The 16,756-nt window shown below is 62.3% G+C and carries 15 protein-coding genes; 6 read left to right on the top strand and 9 right to left on the bottom strand.

Annotated elements, in window-relative coordinates; genetic code table 11:
- Positions 1-64: 64 nt before the first annotated feature.
- A complete protein-coding gene (locus tag YWU_RS0103700) occupies positions 65-1,474 on the top strand; it encodes an NAD(P)H-quinone dehydrogenase (RefSeq protein ID WP_027019405.1) in 1,410 nt (469 codons plus the stop codon).
- A 73-nt stretch (positions 1,475-1,547) separates the two neighbouring features.
- On the opposite strand, the gene YWU_RS0103695 is transcribed toward YWU_RS0103700, so the two are convergent.
- Genes YWU_RS0103695 through YWU_RS0103680 form a run of 4 tightly spaced genes read right to left on the bottom strand, consistent with a single transcriptional unit; the run spans position 1,548 to position 3,974 of the window.
- Positions 1,548-1,826: a glutaredoxin domain-containing protein gene (locus tag YWU_RS0103695; RefSeq protein ID WP_027019404.1), complete on the bottom strand. Its 279-nt coding sequence runs from the start codon at positions 1,824-1,826 to the stop codon at positions 1,548-1,550.
- Positions 1,827-1,870: 44 nt separating this feature from the next.
- Positions 1,871-2,392, bottom strand: coding sequence for a dihydrofolate reductase (locus YWU_RS0103690; protein ID WP_034646935.1), 522 nt, complete (start codon positions 2,390-2,392; stop codon positions 1,871-1,873).
- Positions 2,392-3,192, bottom strand: coding sequence for a thymidylate synthase (locus YWU_RS0103685; protein WP_027019402.1), 801 nt, complete (start codon positions 3,190-3,192; stop codon positions 2,392-2,394). The genes YWU_RS0103690 and YWU_RS0103685 overlap by 1 nt, the downstream gene beginning before the upstream one ends.
- Positions 3,193-3,224: 32 nt before the next feature.
- Positions 3,225-3,974, bottom strand: a complete 750-nt coding sequence (locus tag YWU_RS0103680) for a 3'(2'),5'-bisphosphate nucleotidase CysQ (protein ID WP_027019401.1) — start codon at positions 3,972-3,974, stop codon at positions 3,225-3,227.
- A 257-nt stretch (positions 3,975-4,231) separates the two neighbouring features.
- Here YWU_RS0103680 and YWU_RS0103670 point away from each other — a divergent pair, with 257 nt between their 5' ends.
- Positions 4,232-4,642, top strand: coding sequence for a YccF domain-containing protein (locus YWU_RS0103670; protein WP_027019400.1), 411 nt, complete (start codon positions 4,232-4,234; stop codon positions 4,640-4,642).
- On the opposite strand, the gene YWU_RS14995 is transcribed toward YWU_RS0103670, so the two are convergent.
- The 3 genes from YWU_RS14995 to YWU_RS0103655 form a co-directional block, all read right to left on the bottom strand.
- Positions 4,639-5,976 carry an MFS transporter gene (locus tag YWU_RS14995; protein WP_051259992.1) on the bottom strand — a complete coding sequence of 446 codons (1,338 nt, stop codon included), beginning with the start codon at positions 5,974-5,976 and terminating at the stop codon, positions 4,639-4,641. The genes YWU_RS0103670 and YWU_RS14995 overlap by 4 nt on opposite strands.
- A 48-nt stretch (positions 5,977-6,024) precedes the next feature.
- The gene (pgi, locus tag YWU_RS0103660; protein WP_027019399.1) at positions 6,025-7,656 is read right to left on the bottom strand and encodes a glucose-6-phosphate isomerase; all 1,632 of its coding nucleotides are present in this window, start codon (positions 7,654-7,656) and stop codon (positions 6,025-6,027) included.
- A 133-nt stretch (positions 7,657-7,789) separates the two neighbouring features.
- The gene (locus YWU_RS0103655; RefSeq protein WP_240484046.1) at positions 7,790-8,137 is read right to left on the bottom strand and encodes a chorismate mutase; all 348 of its coding nucleotides are present in this window, start codon (positions 8,135-8,137) and stop codon (positions 7,790-7,792) included.
- A 261-nt stretch (positions 8,138-8,398) separates the two neighbouring features.
- Between YWU_RS0103655 and YWU_RS0103650 the strand changes: the two genes are divergently transcribed.
- Positions 8,399-10,939, top strand: coding sequence for a UvrD-helicase domain-containing protein (locus YWU_RS0103650; RefSeq protein ID WP_051260004.1), 2,541 nt, complete (start codon positions 8,399-8,401; stop codon positions 10,937-10,939).
- A gap of 13 nt (positions 10,940-10,952) precedes the next feature.
- Here YWU_RS0103650 and YWU_RS14990 read toward each other — a convergent pair whose 3' ends face one another.
- Positions 10,953-11,495, bottom strand: a complete 543-nt coding sequence (locus tag YWU_RS14990) for a hotdog fold domain-containing protein (RefSeq protein ID WP_034646993.1) — start codon at positions 11,493-11,495, stop codon at positions 10,953-10,955.
- Positions 11,496-11,567: 72 nt separating this feature from the next.
- Positions 11,568-12,314: a M23 family metallopeptidase gene (locus tag YWU_RS14985; RefSeq protein ID WP_051259991.1), complete on the bottom strand. Its 747-nt coding sequence runs from the start codon at positions 12,312-12,314 to the stop codon at positions 11,568-11,570.
- A 272-nt stretch (positions 12,315-12,586) separates the two neighbouring features.
- Between YWU_RS14985 and YWU_RS14980 the strand changes: the two genes are divergently transcribed.
- The 3 genes from YWU_RS14980 to purH are packed head-to-tail and all read left to right on the top strand — an operon-like array spanning position 12,587 to position 16,581.
- The gene (locus tag YWU_RS14980) at positions 12,587-14,371 is read left to right on the top strand and encodes a cell division protein PerM (protein ID WP_051259990.1); all 1,785 of its coding nucleotides are present in this window, start codon (positions 12,587-12,589) and stop codon (positions 14,369-14,371) included.
- 18 nt (positions 14,372-14,389) lie between these two features.
- Complete coding sequence (gene purN / locus YWU_RS0103630) at positions 14,390-15,013, top strand: phosphoribosylglycinamide formyltransferase (RefSeq protein ID WP_027019396.1); 624 nt, start codon at positions 14,390-14,392, stop codon at positions 15,011-15,013.
- Positions 15,010-16,581, top strand: a complete 1,572-nt coding sequence (gene purH, locus YWU_RS0103625; protein WP_027019395.1) for a bifunctional phosphoribosylaminoimidazolecarboxamide formyltransferase/IMP cyclohydrolase — start codon at positions 15,010-15,012, stop codon at positions 16,579-16,581. The genes purN and purH overlap by 4 nt, the downstream gene beginning before the upstream one ends.
- Positions 16,582-16,756 lie beyond the last annotated feature (175 nt).

Genomic DNA, 16,756 nt, shown 5'->3' with positions numbered 1-16,756 from the left:
TTACCCAGTTGCCCTGCCCCCGAGACCCGGGAATGGGCGACGTTCGACGTTTGAGAGGAACCCTGTGGCGAAGAAGATCGTGATCATCGGTGGAGGCCCCGCTGGCTACGAGGCCGCACTGGTCGGGGCGAAGTACGGCGCAGAGGTGACCATCGTCGAGGACGCAGGGATGGGCGGCTCGTCGGTCCTGTGGGACTGCGTGCCGTCGAAGGCGTTCATCGCCGCGACCGGCGTCCGTACCGACATGCGTCGTGCAGACGACATGGGCCTGCGCCCGGACTTCTCTAACCGCTCCATCGACTTCACCGCGGTGAACGACCGTGTGCAGGCGCTGGCTGCGAACCAGTCCGGCGACCTGAGCGCGCAGATGGAACGCGAAGGCATCACGGTGCTGCAGGGCCGCGGTCGCCTGGACGATTACGAGTCCGGCCGCATCACCCACTACGTCACCGTGGAGCTGTTCGAAGGCGGCGAGGAGACCATCGAGTGCGACTTGGTGCTGCTGGCCACCGGCTCCTCCCCGCGCGTGCTGCCGGGCGCCATCCCGGACGGCGAGCGCATCCTCACCTGGCGCCAGGTCTACAACCTGGAAGAGGTCCCCGAGCACCTCGTCGTGGTCGGTTCCGGTGTCACCGGTGCTGAGTTCGTCTCCTCCTTCGCTGAGCTGGGCGCGAAGGTCACGATGGTCGCTTCTCGTGACCGCATCCTGCCGCACGAGGACGCTGACGCCGCAGATTCCCTCGAGGCCGTCCTCTTCGAGCGTGGTGTCGACGTGGTGAAGAATGCCCGTTGTGACCTTGTCGAGCGCACCGAAGACGGCGGCGTTCGCGTTGTCACCTCCGATGGCCGAGAGATCCGCGGATCCCACGCCCTGATGACTGTCGGTTCTGTTCCGAATACCCGTGGACTTGGCTTGGACGCAGTCGGCGTCGCACTGACTCGTTCCGGACACATTCAGGTGGACCGCGTCTCGCGCACTTCGGTGCCGGGTATCTACGCCGCCGGTGACTGCACCGACCTGTTCCCCCTGGCCTCTGTCGCGGCAATGCAGGGCCGTATCGCGATGTACCACTCACTCGGTGAGGGCGTTACCCCGATTCGCCTGCGCACCGTTTCTTCGGCCGTCTTCACCCGCCCGGAGATTGCCACCGTCGGTGTCTCTCAGGCACAGATCGAGTCCGGAGAGGTTTCTGCTCGCATTGAGGTCTTCCCCCTGCGCGGCAACCCGCGTGCGAAGATGCGCTCGATCCGCCACGGTTTCGTGAAGCTGTTCTGCCGTAAGAACTCCGGCATCATCGTCGGCGGCGTCATCGTTGCTCCGACTGCCTCGGAGCTGATCTTGCCGCTGGCGGTGTGCGTGACGAACAACCTCACAGTCCGTGATCTGGCGAACACCTTCTCGGTGTACCCGTCGATGTCCGGTTCCATCACTGAAGCCGCGCGCCAGCTCATGGCGCACGATGATCTGGATTAAAACCCCGCTTAACGACGTCCCCTTCTCCCCGCCAGGCAATCGCGCCGGCGGGGAGAAGGGCGTCGGGAAGCAATTATTTTCCTGCTAGTTCCAAGTACTTCTCCTCAACCACAGCAGCCGGCGGGTTCGTCTCGTACGTGCCGTCGGAGTAGAGGACGGTCGGCACGACTCGGTTGCCGCCGTTGACCGACTTGACCCATTCAGCCAAGTCGTCGTGCTTTTCCACGTCCCATCCCTCAAAGGGAACCTCGGCCTTGCTCAGGGAGGACAGCAGGTTCTGGCAGAAGGGGCACCACGTGGTGGCGAAGATGGTGACGTGCTGGTTGGTCTCGGGAGTCGTGATTTCGCTCATGCGGGACATTCAACCACGGTCATGCTAGATGTGGTTTCGGGTGTCTACAGCGGATACCAGCGGGTGAAGCGGTACCGCAGACCGTTCTCCGCGGTCAGCCAGTCCGAGCGGGATTCAACCTCCCAGTCGATCAATTCCGGTGCAGTGACGGGAATCTCAATGTCAGGATCCATATCGATCTCGGTGACGACACATTCGGTGGCGATGTCCAGACCCTCGCGGTAGACACGACCTCCGCCGATGATCCACGCGATCGGCTCGTCCGCGACCAATGCTATTGCCCGGCGGAAATCCGGGGCGTGCTCGGCCCCCTCGAAATCGGAGTAGTTCCTGCTAAGGACGATATTGCGACGTTTCGGCAGCGGACGAAAACGCGGGTTGAGCGAGTCCCACGTGCGTCGGCCCATGATGACCGGTGCCCCAGTGGTGGTCCTGCGGAAATGAGCGAGGTCCTCCGGCAGGTGCCACGGCATGGCTGAACCGTCACCGATCACCCCATCGATGGTCTGCGCCCAGATCATTCCGATCCGGCCCGGGCGCGTTGCGCCAGCTTCCGGTGAGGACATCACACTGCTACCGCCCCTCTGATTGCTGGGTGGGGGTCGTATCCGACGACCTGGATGTCTTCGTAATCGTACTCGAAAAGGGAATCGGCCTTGGCCAGCTCCAGCACCGGATAGGGGCGGGCCTCGCGGGAAAGCTGCAGCTCAACCTGCTCGAGATGGTTGTCATAGATGTGGCAGTCGCCGCCGGTCCAAATGAAGTCGCCGACCTCCAGTCCCGCCTGCTGAGCCATCATGTGGGTCAGCAAAGCGTAGGAAGCGATGTTGAACGGCACACCGAGGAACATGTCCGCGCTGCGCTGGTAGAGCTGGCAGCTCAATTTCCCGTCGGCGACATAGAACTGGAACAGCAGGTGGCACGGCGGCAGCGCCATGTTCTCCAGTTCGCTGACGTTCCATGCGGAGACGATGTTGCGGCGCGAGGCAGGGTCATCCTTGAGTAACTGCAGTGCGTCCGCAAGTTGATCGATGTGGCGGCCATCCGGCGTTGGCCACGAACGCCACTGAACCCCGTAGATGGGGCCGAGGTCGCCGTCTTCGCCGGCCCACTCGTCCCAGATGGTGACTCCACGCTCACGCAGCCAGTTGTTATCGGAGCTGCCGCGCATGAACCATAGAAGTTCCCACACGATCGACTTCAAGTGCACCTTTTTGGTGGTCAGAAGGGGAAAACCCTTCGACAAGTCGTATCGGAGCTGGCGCCCGAACACGCTACGGGTGCCGGTGCCGGTGCGGTCAGACTTCAGGCTTCCGTTGTGCAGAATGTCCTGGAGCAGGTCCTCATACGGGGTCTCGATGGTCATACTGCATAGGTTACCGGCCCCCAAAAATGTGACTACTGGTTGGCCTTGAACTCCTTGCAGAGTTGCAGGATCTCGTCGGCAACTTCCGGTCGAGCGACCAGGAGATCTGGCATGTACGTGTCTTCGTTATTGAACGTGTGCGCTGAACCATCCAGCCGGGACACATGCAGTCCGGCGGCCTTACACACGCCAACCGGGGCCGCGGAGTCCCACTCGTACTGCCCGCCGTCGTGGATGTAGGCATCCATGTCACCGAGGAGGACATGCATCGCCTTAGCGCCGGCTGATCCCATCTTCTCCAGTGCCATGCCGGTCCTTTCGGCGACGTAGTCAGCCACCTCCGGAGCCCGGGTCCGAGAGACCACAATCTTGTTCGTCAGCGGACCTCCGACAGCCTTCACATCCGTAGAGACGAAAACCTGCCCCAAGTCGGGCAGCCCCACGGCCGCAACGACCGGCTGGCCGTCTTCGATCAACGCGATGTGCACTGCCCAGTCCTGGCGGCCGTTAGCGAATTCTTTGGTGCCGTCGAGGGGATCGATGATCCACACTCGGTTGTGATTCAGGCGCTCACGGTCGTCGAATGCTTCCTCCGACAACACTCCGTCGTCCGGTCGATGCTCCTGGAGGACAGCTGCGATCCACTGCTGGGACAGTGAGTCCCCCTTCTTGCCCAGGACGGAATTGCGCAGCAGCCCAACGTTCCTGACCCCTTTGAGGATATCCCCGGTGCCAAGGGCCAATCGGCGGGCCAGGGTTGCGTCATCCACGTGTACCGTCATGCCCCTCAGCATAGGGGCAGTGCCCCGCTCGCGTTGGCTGCGAAACCGTGGCGAAGGCCACCTGTGGCTGGCTACTGTTTCTGTCATGAGCAGAAATAACAACAAGAAGAGCCTCTTGCCGGTCGTCGCTATCGTTGGCGCCATCGTGATCGAGATCATCCGCCGCGTCCGCAAGGGTGGCAAGAAGAAATAGCCCCTGGCTAACCGCGCGTGTCAGCGCCCACCCGTCGTCTCGGGTGGGCGTTTACCATTGAGGCATGAAGCTCCTACGTCTGATCCTCAACATTCTTTGGCTGATCACCGGAGGTATCTGGCTCTTCATCGGATACATCTTCTTCGGAATCATCGCCTGTATTTTTATCGTCACGATTCCCGCGGGTATCGCCTCATTTCGAATGGCGAGCTACGCGCTGTGGCCCTTTGGCCGCAACGTTGTGGAGAAGCCAGGTGCCGGCGTCGGTACCGGCTTGATGAACGTGGTCTGGTTCCTGGTCGCTGGCCTGTGGCTGTCCATCGCCCACATCACCACCGCCCTCGCGCAGGCGATCACCATCATCGGCCTGCCGCTGGCATGGGCGAACCTCAAGATGATCCCGGTGACCTGCTTCCCCTTCGGCAAGGAGATCGTGGACGACTCCCGGAGCATCACTCCGGCGCCTGCCCGCTAGTTGGAGTCGGGGGCGTCGTCGAGCTGCTCGACGCGACCTGCTCGCGCTGCACGACGGCGCCGGTAGATGCCGCGCAGACCCCACTCGGCGATGGTGTCCTCCACCATCGCTGGGCGGGTCGCGAAGAAGCCGCCCACCGCGACCACAGCCGTCGCTGCGATGAAAATACCTAGCGGTGCCACCCAGTTACCGGTGGCGCCGTACAGGGCGCCGAAAGCCACAGGGCCGGCGCAGGCGACGGTGTATCCCGCGCCCTGGCACAACGCTGACAACGACCTGGCTCCCACCGCGGTACGCGCACGGTAGTTCACCAGCGTCAAGGCCATCGGGAAGGCAATCGGTCCTAGGCCAGACATCGTCACCCATAGCCACGGCAGTGACATCGGAGACAGGAGCATTCCCGCGGTTCCGGCGCAATATAGGAACAGGAAGATCGCGAGGACTCCGAACGGATCCCGGAACCGGTCAACCAGCCACGGCCCCAAGACCGCAATGATTCCACCGAGCATCGCCCAGTAGGACAGCATCATTCCACCGAACTCAGGGCTCGCCCCGGCATCGGTGAAGATCTGCGGGATGAACCCGATCAGGCAGTAGGTACTAAATGATGTGAATCCGAACATCGCGAACAGGCCCAGTCCGATGGGCGAGCGCCACATCGGGATCAATGTCGGGGTGGGTGTGGTGTCGGGATTGGGGGAGGCGGAGGCGTTGGGAAGCGGGTTTTTACGGGCTGCCAGGGCCAACGGAATCCATGGCAGCGTTGCTGCCACGGCGAACAGCGACCACGACGCCAGCGAAAGCTGCCACGAACCAGCCGCAGTGGCGACCGGCTCAACGAGCAATGGCGGAAGCATCATACCGGCCTGCATGAACAGCATGTAAGTCATCGACATACTGCGGATCTTGTCCGGGAAATACTCACGGACCGCCAGCGGCGCCACCGCGTTGGTCACACCAATGGCGAACAGCGCCAGCAGGGAACCGCCGAACAATGTGGCGGTGGACGGGCCCAGGACACGAGAGATCTGCCCCAAGGCAGTGAGCACCATCGCTGCGATCAGCAGACCGGGCAGCCCCAGCCTGCGCAACAGCTGCGGGGCGGCGAAGGCCGACACCGCGAACATTGCGGTGGGAAGCATCACCAGAACACCCACAGCGCCAGAGTCAAGCCCCAGGTCAGGGGTGATACGGCCGATCAGTGGCGGAAGCGCGGTGACTGCCGCGCGCATATTGAGGGCCGTGAGGGCGATGCCCACGAAGGCAATGAGACGGACCTGGCGGGCGCTGAGGGTGGTCGCGCTGGCCGGGTCCGGGGAATATGAATTTGTCACCAGGAACAACCTAGTGTTTCCACTAGGTTTCCTGCATCCTGGGACCCGCTAACGGTTCGTACGGAACCAGTTCAGCAGCGCATCGGTCGACGGGTCGCCTGAGTCTGGGGTCTCCTCACCGGAGACTGCCGGCAGCAGTTCGTTCGCCTGGGTCTTGCCGAGCTGGACACCCCACTGGTCAAACGAGTTCAGGCCCCAGATGATGCCCTGCACGAACGTGATGTGCTCGTACAGTGCGATCAGCGAACCGATCGCTTGGGGAGTCAGTTCCTCGGCCAGGATCGTGGTCGAGGGGCGATTGCCCGGCATGATCTTGTGCGGGATGAGGTCCTCATCAGTGCCCTCAGCGCGCAACTCGTCCGCGTCCTTGCCGAAGGCGAGAACCTTGGTCTGCGCGAAGAAGTTCGACATCAGCAGGTCATGCATCGAACCGGTGCCATCGGCAGTCGGCAGGTCTTGGCGCGGACGGGCGAAGCCGATGAAGTCAGCCGGAATCAGCCGGGTTCCCTGGTGAATCATCTGATAAAACGCGTGCTGTCCATTGGTGCCTGGCTCACCCCAGTAGATCTGTCCGGTTTGGTAATCGACACGGGTGCCGTCCGTGCGCACAGACTTGCCGTTGGATTCCATCAGCAACTGCTGCAGATACGCAGGGAAGCGGGACATATCCTCGGAGTAGGGGAGCACTGCCTGGGTTTCGGCGCCGAAGAAGTCAGTGTACCAAATGCCCAGCAGCGCCATGAGAACCGGAACGTTCTCTGCCAGCGGAGCAGACAGGAAGTGCTCGTCCATTTCCCGCATGCCCTGGAGGAATCGAGTGAAGTCCTGAGCGCCAATCACGCACATGATGGACAGACCGATGGCCGACGGCACCGAATAGCGGCCGCCCACCCAGTCCCAGAAACCAAACATGTTGTCGGTGTCGATACCGAACTTCGCCACTTCTTCGGCGTTGGTGGAGACCGCCACAAAATGCTTCTCGACGGCCTCTTCCCCCAAATGCCCCACCAACCACCGGCGCGCAGCCTGGGCATTGGCGAGGGTTTCTTGCGTGGTGAAGGTCTTGGACGCGACGACGAAAAGAGTCGACTCCGGGTCGAGCTTGTCGAGAGTCGCCATGAGGTCAGCCGGATCGACGTTAGAGACAAAACGCGCAGTGATGCCAGCGGTGGCATAGGTGCGCAGGGCCTTGGTCACCATTGCCGGGCCGAGGTCCGAGCCGCCGATGCCGATGTTGACCACGGTCTTGATCGTGCGGCCGGTAGCGCCGAGCCAGTCGCCAGAGCGCAATGCCCGGCTGAAGTCCCGCATCCGGCCGAGAACCTCGTGGATATCAGCAGCGGCGTCCTGACCGTCAACCGTGAGGTCTTCCTCCGGGGGCAGGCGAAGCGCCGTGTGCAGCACAGCGCGGTCCTCAGTGTTGTTCAGGTGTGCCCCGGAGAACATCTTCTCCCGAGCGCCCTCCACATCAGCGGCCTTCGCCAGTTCCACCAGGGCAGAAAGGGTGTCAGCGTCGACGATGTTCTTCGACAGGTCCACATGCAGACCCGCCGCGTCAAAGGTCAGATCCTTGACGCGATCGGGAGCATCCATGAACAACTTCCGAAGATTGGTATCCGCTAGTGCGCCGTACCTATCTCCCAGTGCGGACCAAGCGTCGGTAGCGGTGATGTCTGCCATCGTGTCAACTCCCAGATTCATCGTCGTGGCTCGGTGGTGCCGAACATTGATTCAAGAGTAGACCGACGGCCCAATACCGCGCCGTGCACCGGCGTGAGGTTTTACTGACGCCGACGAACGCAGCAAGACGGTGTTAGCTCGCCCCACCCAGGCGCCCGCGACCCATCCGCAGTAGCGCAGAAGCAATTGCGGGACCCTCCGGTCCGAGTTCGTCGCGGAACTCGTTAATGATCTGGACCTCACGGGTGTGCACTAGCCGCGTTCCGCCGGAGCCCATCCGGGTGCGGCCGACCGCCTGGCTGATTTCCTGACGTCGCTTAGCCGCCGTCTTGATGATCTCGTCGAGCCGGTTGATTTCCTTGCGGTACCGCTCGATTTCCTCCGAGCTCAGCGGATCATCAGTACCGGTGGGGGTGCGGACCTCGAAGGCCTCGATCGGGTCGCCGGTGGCCTCGGCGCGATTCATCCCTGCGTCATTCATCTCTCTATTGTGGCCCATCGGTGCGCTGTCGGGTACACGACTAGGGTTACGGGCATCATGGTTAATCCTTTCGGCACCTCAGACGCACATTCCCGCAGCGGACGGGACCAGGAAACGATGTCGGACATCCCGCTTCCGCCTGAACCGGCACCGATCCCAGAAGAGGACCCTTTCGGCGGTCCCTCCACTGGTGAAGAGAACCCGTTTTCGCAGGATGCGCCTCCCGCTCCCAGTCCGGTACTTCGGTCTGGAGGAGGGGCGATGGGGGCGTCGGGAAGCGGATCGTCAGTGTCCGTGCCGGAGAGTCGATTGCTCGAAGGACTGAACCCGCAGCAGCTGCAGGCGGTCACCCATGCCGGCTCGCCGCTATTGATCGTCGCTGGTGCCGGCTCCGGTAAGACCGCGGTGCTGACCCGACGGATCGCGTATTTGATCGGCCACCGTGGTGTGCACCCAGGACAGATCCTCGCCATCACCTTCACGAATAAGGCAGCGGCGGAGATGCGTGAGCGCGTCGCAGGCCTCGTCGGCCCAGTCGCGGAGCGGATGTGGGTGTCCACCTTCCACTCCACCTGTGTCCGTATCTTGCGTATGCAGCACGCCTTGGTGCAAGGGCTGAACTCTAATTTCTCCATCTATGACTCTGACGATTCCCGGCGCTTGCTGGCGATGATCGGCAAAGACATGGACCTGGACTCAAAGAAGTTCGGTGCCCGCGTGCTGTCGTCGGCGATCTCGAATCTCAAGAACGAACTCACCGGGCCCACCGAAGCCCTCGCTGAAGCTGAATCGACTCGCAACCCGTTCGACACGACTGTTGCCCGGGTTTACGGCGAATATCAGCGGCGCTTGCGCGGAGCCAACGCACTGGACTTTGATGACCTGATCGGTGAGACCGTCCGCATCTTCAAAGAGCACCCGCAGGTCGCGGAGTACTACCGCAGGCGTTTCCGCCACGTGCTGGTCGATGAGTACCAGGACACCAACCACGCCCAGTACGCCCTGGTTCGCGAACTGGTTGGCCGCGCCGGGGAAGGGGACACCACCCCCAGCGAATTGTGTGTGGTCGGTGACTCCGATCAGTCGATCTATGCCTTCCGAGGTGCCACGATCCGCAACATCGAAGAATTCGAGGCGGACTACCCGGACGCCACCTCGATCCTCCTGGAGCAAAACTACCGATCCACGCAGACGATCCTTAGCGCTGCGAACTCGGTGATTGCTCGCAATGAGAATCGTCGAGAGAAGAAGCTGTGGACCGACCTGGGCGAGGGCGAGAAGATCCGAGGCTACAACGCGGACAACGAGCACGATGAGGCTCGCTTCATCGCGTCAAAGATCGAGCAGATGACTGACCGTGGCGACCAGCGCTACGCGGACATTGCTGTGTTCTATCGGACAAACAATGCCTCCCGTGCGCTAGAAGACGTTTTTGTGCGCCTCGGCGTGCCGTACACCGTTGTCGGTGGAACCAGGTTCTACGAGCGCAAAGAGGTCCGGGACATCGTGTCCTACCTCCGTGCGTTGTCGAACCCGAATGATGACGTCGCCTTGCAGCGCATCATCAACACCCCGCGCCGCGGCATCGGTGACAAAGCTCAGTCGCTGGTGGCCCTGCATGCCGAGGACACTCGGACCTCGTTCGGCACTGCGCTGCACGCCGCCGCCCGCGGGGAGATCCCGGCGATCTCTGCGCGTGGCCGCAATGCCATCGGCAAGTTCCTGGAGATGATGGAAGGACTTTCGCTTCCCGACGACCCCACCTCCGATATTGGCGACCTCATTGAGGAAATCCTCGAGGCAACCGGATATCGTGCGGGGCTGGAGGCATCGAACGATCCACAGGACGCGGCGAGGCTGGATAACCTCAATGAGCTCGTCTCCGTGGCGAGGGAGTTCTCTGCGGAGGCGGCGCTGGAGCGGTCCATTGACGTCGGCGGGGATGTGCCTGTTTCGGAGGTGTCACCTACAGGTGACAGTGAATCCGGCGACAAGGTGTCACCTGTAAGTGACAACGCCAGCGAAGGGGTCCGTGAGGACGATGCCGAGGCTGATGCTGATGCTGATGCTGAACCGACTGCTGAAGATGGCACCGCGGCGTTCGATGACCTCGACGCAGGTCTCGACGATGGCGCTGCTGAACCGGGTAGCCTTGCCGCCTTCCTAGAGAAGGTCTCCCTGGTTGCTGATGCTGACCAGATCCCCGATGACGGACGCGGAACGGTCACGATGATGACGCTGCACACGGCCAAGGGTCTGGAGTTCCCAGTGGTCTTCGTTACCGGTTGGGAGGACGGTCAGTTCCCGCATTTGCGTGCCCTGGGTGACCCGAAGGAATTGGCAGAGGAACGTCGTCTGGCGTACGTGGGTATTACCCGAGCCCGAGAGAAGCTCTATCTGACCAGCGCGCGGACTCGGTCCTCGTGGGGATCCCCGCAGTCGAACCCGCCCTCACGGTTCCTGGGAGAGATGCCGAACGAGACTATCGAGTGGGAGAACGAACCGCGCTCAGCCGGAGCAGGCAGCAGCTTCGGCGGCGGCTTCGGTGGCAGCGGATTCGGAAGCAGCTTCGGCCGCGGTGCCAGTGGACGGTCCGCGGCCAGGTCGACTGCCCCGAGCCGAAAGAACAACACGGTTCTTCAGCTCGATGCCGGAGACAAGGTCGTCCACGACAAGTACGGCCTGGGCAAGGTGCTCTCCGTCGATGGCGTCGGCCCGCGTCAGACTGCGACCATCGACTTCGGCTCGGCAGGCAAGGTGCGCTTGATGATGCTCGGTGGCCTGCCTATGGAGAAGCTCTAGAAGATTAGTTTTCCTACTTCTTCGGCTTCTTGGCCGTCACCCAGGTGGTGATGGTCACTTCCTGCACGACCACGCCACGCTTATCGGTCAGCGCGATGGTCACCGGCAGGTCCTGGCCGCCGGTTTCCGGGGTGATCGAGGAGAAATCCGGGACGTCTGCGGTGGCGGTGGCGGTCAGGCCACCCTTGGAAATGGTCACGTACCGCACGTCCATGGCCTTGGGGACCCATCGGTGTGACGTCGGCACGGATGCCTCGCACAGAACACCCATAGCGGCCTCGGCGACATTGCAGCCGGCGATCGCGTGGAAGGTGCCGATGTGGTTGCGCACGCCCCACCACTTCGGGGCAGAGACCACGGCGTAGCCCGGCTGGACCTCGCGGACGTGGGGCAGGACAGTGGCGAAGTACGGAGCGAAGAGGCTGTATCCGGCAGAGAAGAGATGGGTGCCGACGACGGGGACGTCGGAAAGCTTCTGCCATAGCTTGTAGGTGGAGGTGGCGCCGCCCTTCGTTGCGTCGGTGGTGGCTACGGCGGAGTTGCTCGAAGAAGTCATAGACATAAAAATAATGCGCCCGCCGGATCGGCGAGCGCATTCAGCGAAATTAACCGCTCAACAGGTTCGAGTTTAGGAGACGCCCGAGAACTGGGTGGCGCCCTCAACGGCACCGGCGAACAGAGCCAGGCCGCGCTCGATGAACCACTGGATCGGGTCAACCGGGGTGGAGCCATCCGGGTGGATCTCGAAGTGGAGGTGGGTACCGGTGGAGAAACCACGGTTGCCCATGCCGCCGATTTCCTGCCCTGCGGAGACCTTCTCGCCGACGCCGACGTACAGCGACTCCAGGTGTCCGTAGACAGACACAGCACCATCGTCGTGGAGCACGCGGATCCACTGGCCGTAACCCTGTGCCGGGCCGGAGTCGATGACCGTTCCGTCCATGATGGTTCGGATCGGGGTGTTGGTGACGTTGGCGATGTCGATGCCGTTGTGCATCGATCCCCAGCGCGGGCCGAAGCCGGAGGTGAATGCGCCGTCAGCCGGGGAGGCCAGCTTCGGCATGCGGTCAGCCAGGTCGCGTGCCTTGCGCTCCTGGTTGAACTGCAGCGCAGCGTTTAGCTGCGTGGACAGGTCGCCAACCGGGCGGAAGTCCTGCACAGACACGACGGTCGGTGCGGTAGAAGAGTCCGAGGATGCAGCCTGCGCGGTCAGGTGCGAGTTGTCCTCTTCGACCGGTGCCGGGGTAGCGACTGCGAGGCCGGATCCGACGGAGGTGGCTGCTGCAGCTGTAACGGTTGCGACTGCGATGCGATTGGATGCGTGAGACTTCTTGCGGTGGGCGCCGCCTCGGCTACGCAAACTACCTTCTCGCACGTGTCTTCCTCACAATTTCAAGGGGGGAGTTGACGCGGGAGAAGGCAGCCCTTTTGGTGCGATCTCGTGACCACGTCGTTACTTACCAACGAAACGATAACGGTTTGATATCCATCAATCAACCGATTCGCCGAAAAAGTCCCAAATGAAAGGCGTGTTACTGGTGTGACTGGCCAGGGGTGCCCTCGTTTCATCCGGTGCCGTATATCGTGACGGAGAGGTGTGGGGAAGCACCCGAGGCATCCACCGTCGTCTGAAAGGGCCTTTTCACCGTGTCCGACAAACAGCGCAAGGGTCGTCCGTCCAGCCGCGGTGGATCCCATCCCGGTTCCGGATCCCGGCGTCGACCGCGGACCCCACGCGCCAACCCCGTCCCCCCTGAAGCCAAACGGGTCAGTCCCGAAGCGCGGGGAGACAACGCGGCGTCCGCCCGTCAGGCTTCCTCGCGTGCCACCGGTCAGCGCCAGCCCACCGATTCTGGACGCAATGGTCGGCCGGCCGCAGCACAGGCCACTCGGGAGGCCGGGCAGTCACAGCCAAAAGCGAAGACTCCGCGCAGTGCAGCGGCGGACCCTTCGCCGCGCTCAGATCTGAACGCACGGCTGCGTCGCTTCGGACTCTTGTCCGCAGCGACCGACGGCGTGGCGGTGCTCGCCATCATCACTCTCGCGATTCTCTTCGTGACGATCACCGATGTTGGACTCACTCCGTTCCCTGCCTCTGTGGCCTCGGCGTGGATGGTGCTGAACATGTCGCCGGTGATCGTCAATGGTGTGACGCTCGGGGTGATTCCGGCGGTGCCAGCGATGCTGTTTGTAGGCGTAGTTGCGTGGCGGATCCGTCGTGAGGTGTCCGGTCCGATCTCAGTTCGCGACATCCGAGTCCTCTCGGCCTTCACCCTGGTGACTCCCGTTGTTCTCACGTCTATCGCGTGGTTGATGCTGTGGGATGCCTCTCGGTCGACCCTGATTGATGTTGACGCGCCTTCATTTTTCTCTGCTCTGCTTGCGACTCTGCTGCTGCGATTGATCGCGCTTGCAGTGGGCATTGGGCCGAAATTGTTGACTGCATTGCTGCGTCGGCGCGGTCTGCCGGAGTGGCCAGTGGAGTCCTTGCGGCTGGGAGCGGACATCGTCGTATGTCTGTGGGCAGCCGCTGCCATCGTGGTGTTGCTGGCCGGTCTCATCCGATTCGGCGCTGTCGGCGAGGCCTACGCGGTGACCGCCGGTGCAGGCGGTGTCATCGGAATGACCATTATGTCGCTGCTCTATTTGCCCAACGCGGCGGCTGCGACGATCGGAGTGTTGACTGGCGCTTCGGCCAATGTCGGTGTCGCCGAGGTCGGACTGTTTGGGGTTATCCCAGGCTCTTTGCCGCCTTTGCCTTTGCTCGGCGGAATGCCGCAGGAGCATCACGTGTGGTTCGCGGTGCTGCTGGTGGTCCCGGTCGGCGTTGTGATGTGGCGGGTGTATCGCTACTTGTTCACCTCTGCCTCGGAGAACGCTTATTACGTGGTTGTTGTCGCCGCGATTGTCGCGGGTGTGCTCGTTGCAGCGGTGGCGTGGATGACAAGCGGTGAATTGGGTTACTTCGGTGAGACTGGAACCCCATGGTCGCTGGTGGGAGTGCTCGCTTCAGTGTGGGTGGCGCTGCCGGCGGCCCTCACGGTCGTTGTGGTGCGCGGCTTCCCAGAGGTCTTTGGGAGAGATAATGACAAGGTCGCGCTTGACGACGCCTCCGTAGCACACGACCCAATCTCCGACATCGACGACGAGCACGAGGAAGACGACTATGAAGAACCCGAGGACACCGATCTAGAAGAGGTAGATCCGGAGGATCCTGAGCTCGAAGTCGATGACGAGTTCGATGAAGAGCCTGAAGAGCCTGAAGAAGTCGAAGAAGTCGAAGAACCGGGGGAGGACCCCGAACTGGCTGAGGGCCATGAGGCTGACACCGTTGATGAGGGTGCGGACGATGAGGATGGGGACGTCGGGAAGCAAAGTCTTGAGGAGGAGGGCGACGGCGACGTCCCCCGGAATCCTGGAAGCGGAGACTAGGCAGGTAATATCCCCCGCGTGACCGAATCCTCTGGCTCTTCCCCGTTGCGTGTCGTTGTGCTGGCGTCCGGAAGTGGAACGCTGCTCCAGGCACTTGTCGATGAGCTGGACCAGAACACGGTTGAGCTCGTCGCTGTGGGGGCGGACCTCGAATGCGAAGCGCTCGCGAAGGCGGGCCGTGCAGGAATTGACACCTTCACCGTCCCGTTCGACGCGGAGGCGCGGCGCGACCGGACAGCGTGGAATCGACGGCTGCTTGGCGCGGTGGAGTCGTACTCCCCGGACTTAGTGGTCTCCGCTGGATTCATGCGGATCCTTGGTGAGGAGTTTGTAGCAGCGTTCGACGGGCGGATTATTAATACGCACCCGGCGCTGCTTCCTTCATTCCCAGGCGCCCACGCGGTTCCAGACGCGCTCGATTACGGAGTCAAGGTTACGGGCACGACGGTCCATATCGTCGACAACGGAGTAGACACGGGTCCGATTCTTGCGCAGCGAGTGGTCGAAGTTCTCGACTCGGATACCGTCGATACCCTGCACGAACGAATCAAAATAGTAGAACGTCGGTTGCTTGCTGACGTTCTGACCACAATCGCAGAACGCGGAATCTCGCGGGACGGACGAAAGGCGACTATCCAATGACCGACGACCGGAAGCAGATCAAGCGCGCGCTGATCAGCGTGTACGACAAGACGGGCCTGGAAGACCTGGCTCGCAACCTGCACGAGGCGGGCGTCAGCATCGTCTCCACCGGATCGACTGCATCGCGGATCGCGGACGCCGGCGTCCCAGTGACGGGTGTCGAGGAAATCACCGGATTCCCCGAGTGCTTGGAAGGTCGCGTAAAGACGCTGCACCCGCGCGTTCATGCCGGCATTCTGGCGGATACCCGCAAAGAAGATCACCTCCAGCAGCTCACGGACCTCGAGGTCGAGGCATTCCAGCTCGTGATCGTGAACCTGTACCCCTTCACTGAGACCGTCGCCTCTGGCGCTGACGTTGACGCCTGCGTGGAACAGATCGACATCGGCGGTCCGTCGATGGTTCGTGCCGCAGCGAAGAACCACCCGTCTGTCGCCGTGGTCGTAGACCCGTCGCGCTACGACGATGTTGCCGCAGCCGCCCGGGAAGGTGGCTTTACCCGCGACGAGCGCACCGAGCTCGCAGTTGAGGCATTCCGCCACACCGCGTCCTATGACATTGCAGTGGCGACCTGGCTGGGCGAGAACTCCCCGGGCGCTGAGCAGTTCCCCGAGTGGGCTGGCCGGTCGTGGACTCGTTCTGCCACCCTGCGCTACGGAGAGAACCCGCACCAGAAGGCTGCTCTCTACGCATCCCCGGACGGAGCCGGCCTGGCACAGTCCGAGCAGCTCCACGGCAAGGAGATGAGTTACAACAACTACACCGACTGCGACGCTGCTTGGCGCGCTGCCTGGGACCACGAGCGTCCCTGCGTCGCGATCATTAAGCACGCTAACCCGTGTGGCATCGCGGTCTCCGAGGAGTCCATCGCTGCGGCACACCGCGCAGCGCATGCGTGCGACCCGGTGTCCGCCTTCGGTGGCGTCATCGCCGTGAACCGTCAGGTCTCCGTGGAGATGGCAAAGCAGGTCTCGGAGATCTTCACCGAGGTTATCGTCGCCCCGTCCTTCGAAGACGGCGCAGTGGAGATCCTCTCCCAGAAGAAGAACATCCGTATCCTGACCGCTCCGGAGCCGGAGAAGTCCGCTGTGGAGTTCCGTGAGGTCTCCGGTGGCGTGCTCATGCAGGAGCGCGACGAGCTCCAGGCCGAGGGCGATGACCCGGCTAATTGGACTCTCGCCTGCGGTACGGCTGCGGACGAGGAAACCCTTGTGGACCTGGTCTTCGCGTGGCGTTCGGTGCGAGCGGTGAAGTCCAACGCGATTCTGCTTGCCCGAGGTGGCGCCACTGTCGGTGTCGGTATGGGTCAGGTCAACCGCGTTGATGCTGCGAAGTTGGCCGTCCAGCGCGCTGATTCTCTCGCCGGTGAAGAGCAGCGTGCGTCCGGATCAGTCGCTGCTTCTGACGCCTTTTTCCCCTTCGCAGATGGCTTCCAGGTGCTCGCAGACGCAGGTGTCACTGCGGTTGTCCAGCCCGGGGGGTCGATCCGCGATGCAGAGGTCGTCGAAGCCGCTGAAGCAGCAGGCGTGACGATGTACCTCACCGGAGCACGTCACTTCGCCCACTGATAAGCGAATTTCGGAATCAAGGCACCGTTCGTGCATAGCGCCTGCGGTGCCTTTTCCGTGCACGAACCAGATTCCGGGGGTGCTTGCTGAATCTCATTTGCGTTGTCGTGCAAACATTTTTGGCTCAGTCTTCCTGAAAGCTCGGTGAGATTTCGTTATGAGCACTAAGGTTTTC

The organism is Corynebacterium sputi DSM 45148 (assembly GCF_000427865.1).
Classification (GTDB): Bacteria; Actinomycetota; Actinomycetes; order Mycobacteriales; family Mycobacteriaceae; genus Corynebacterium; species Corynebacterium sputi.
This window is presented reverse-complemented; position numbering and strand designations above follow the sequence as displayed.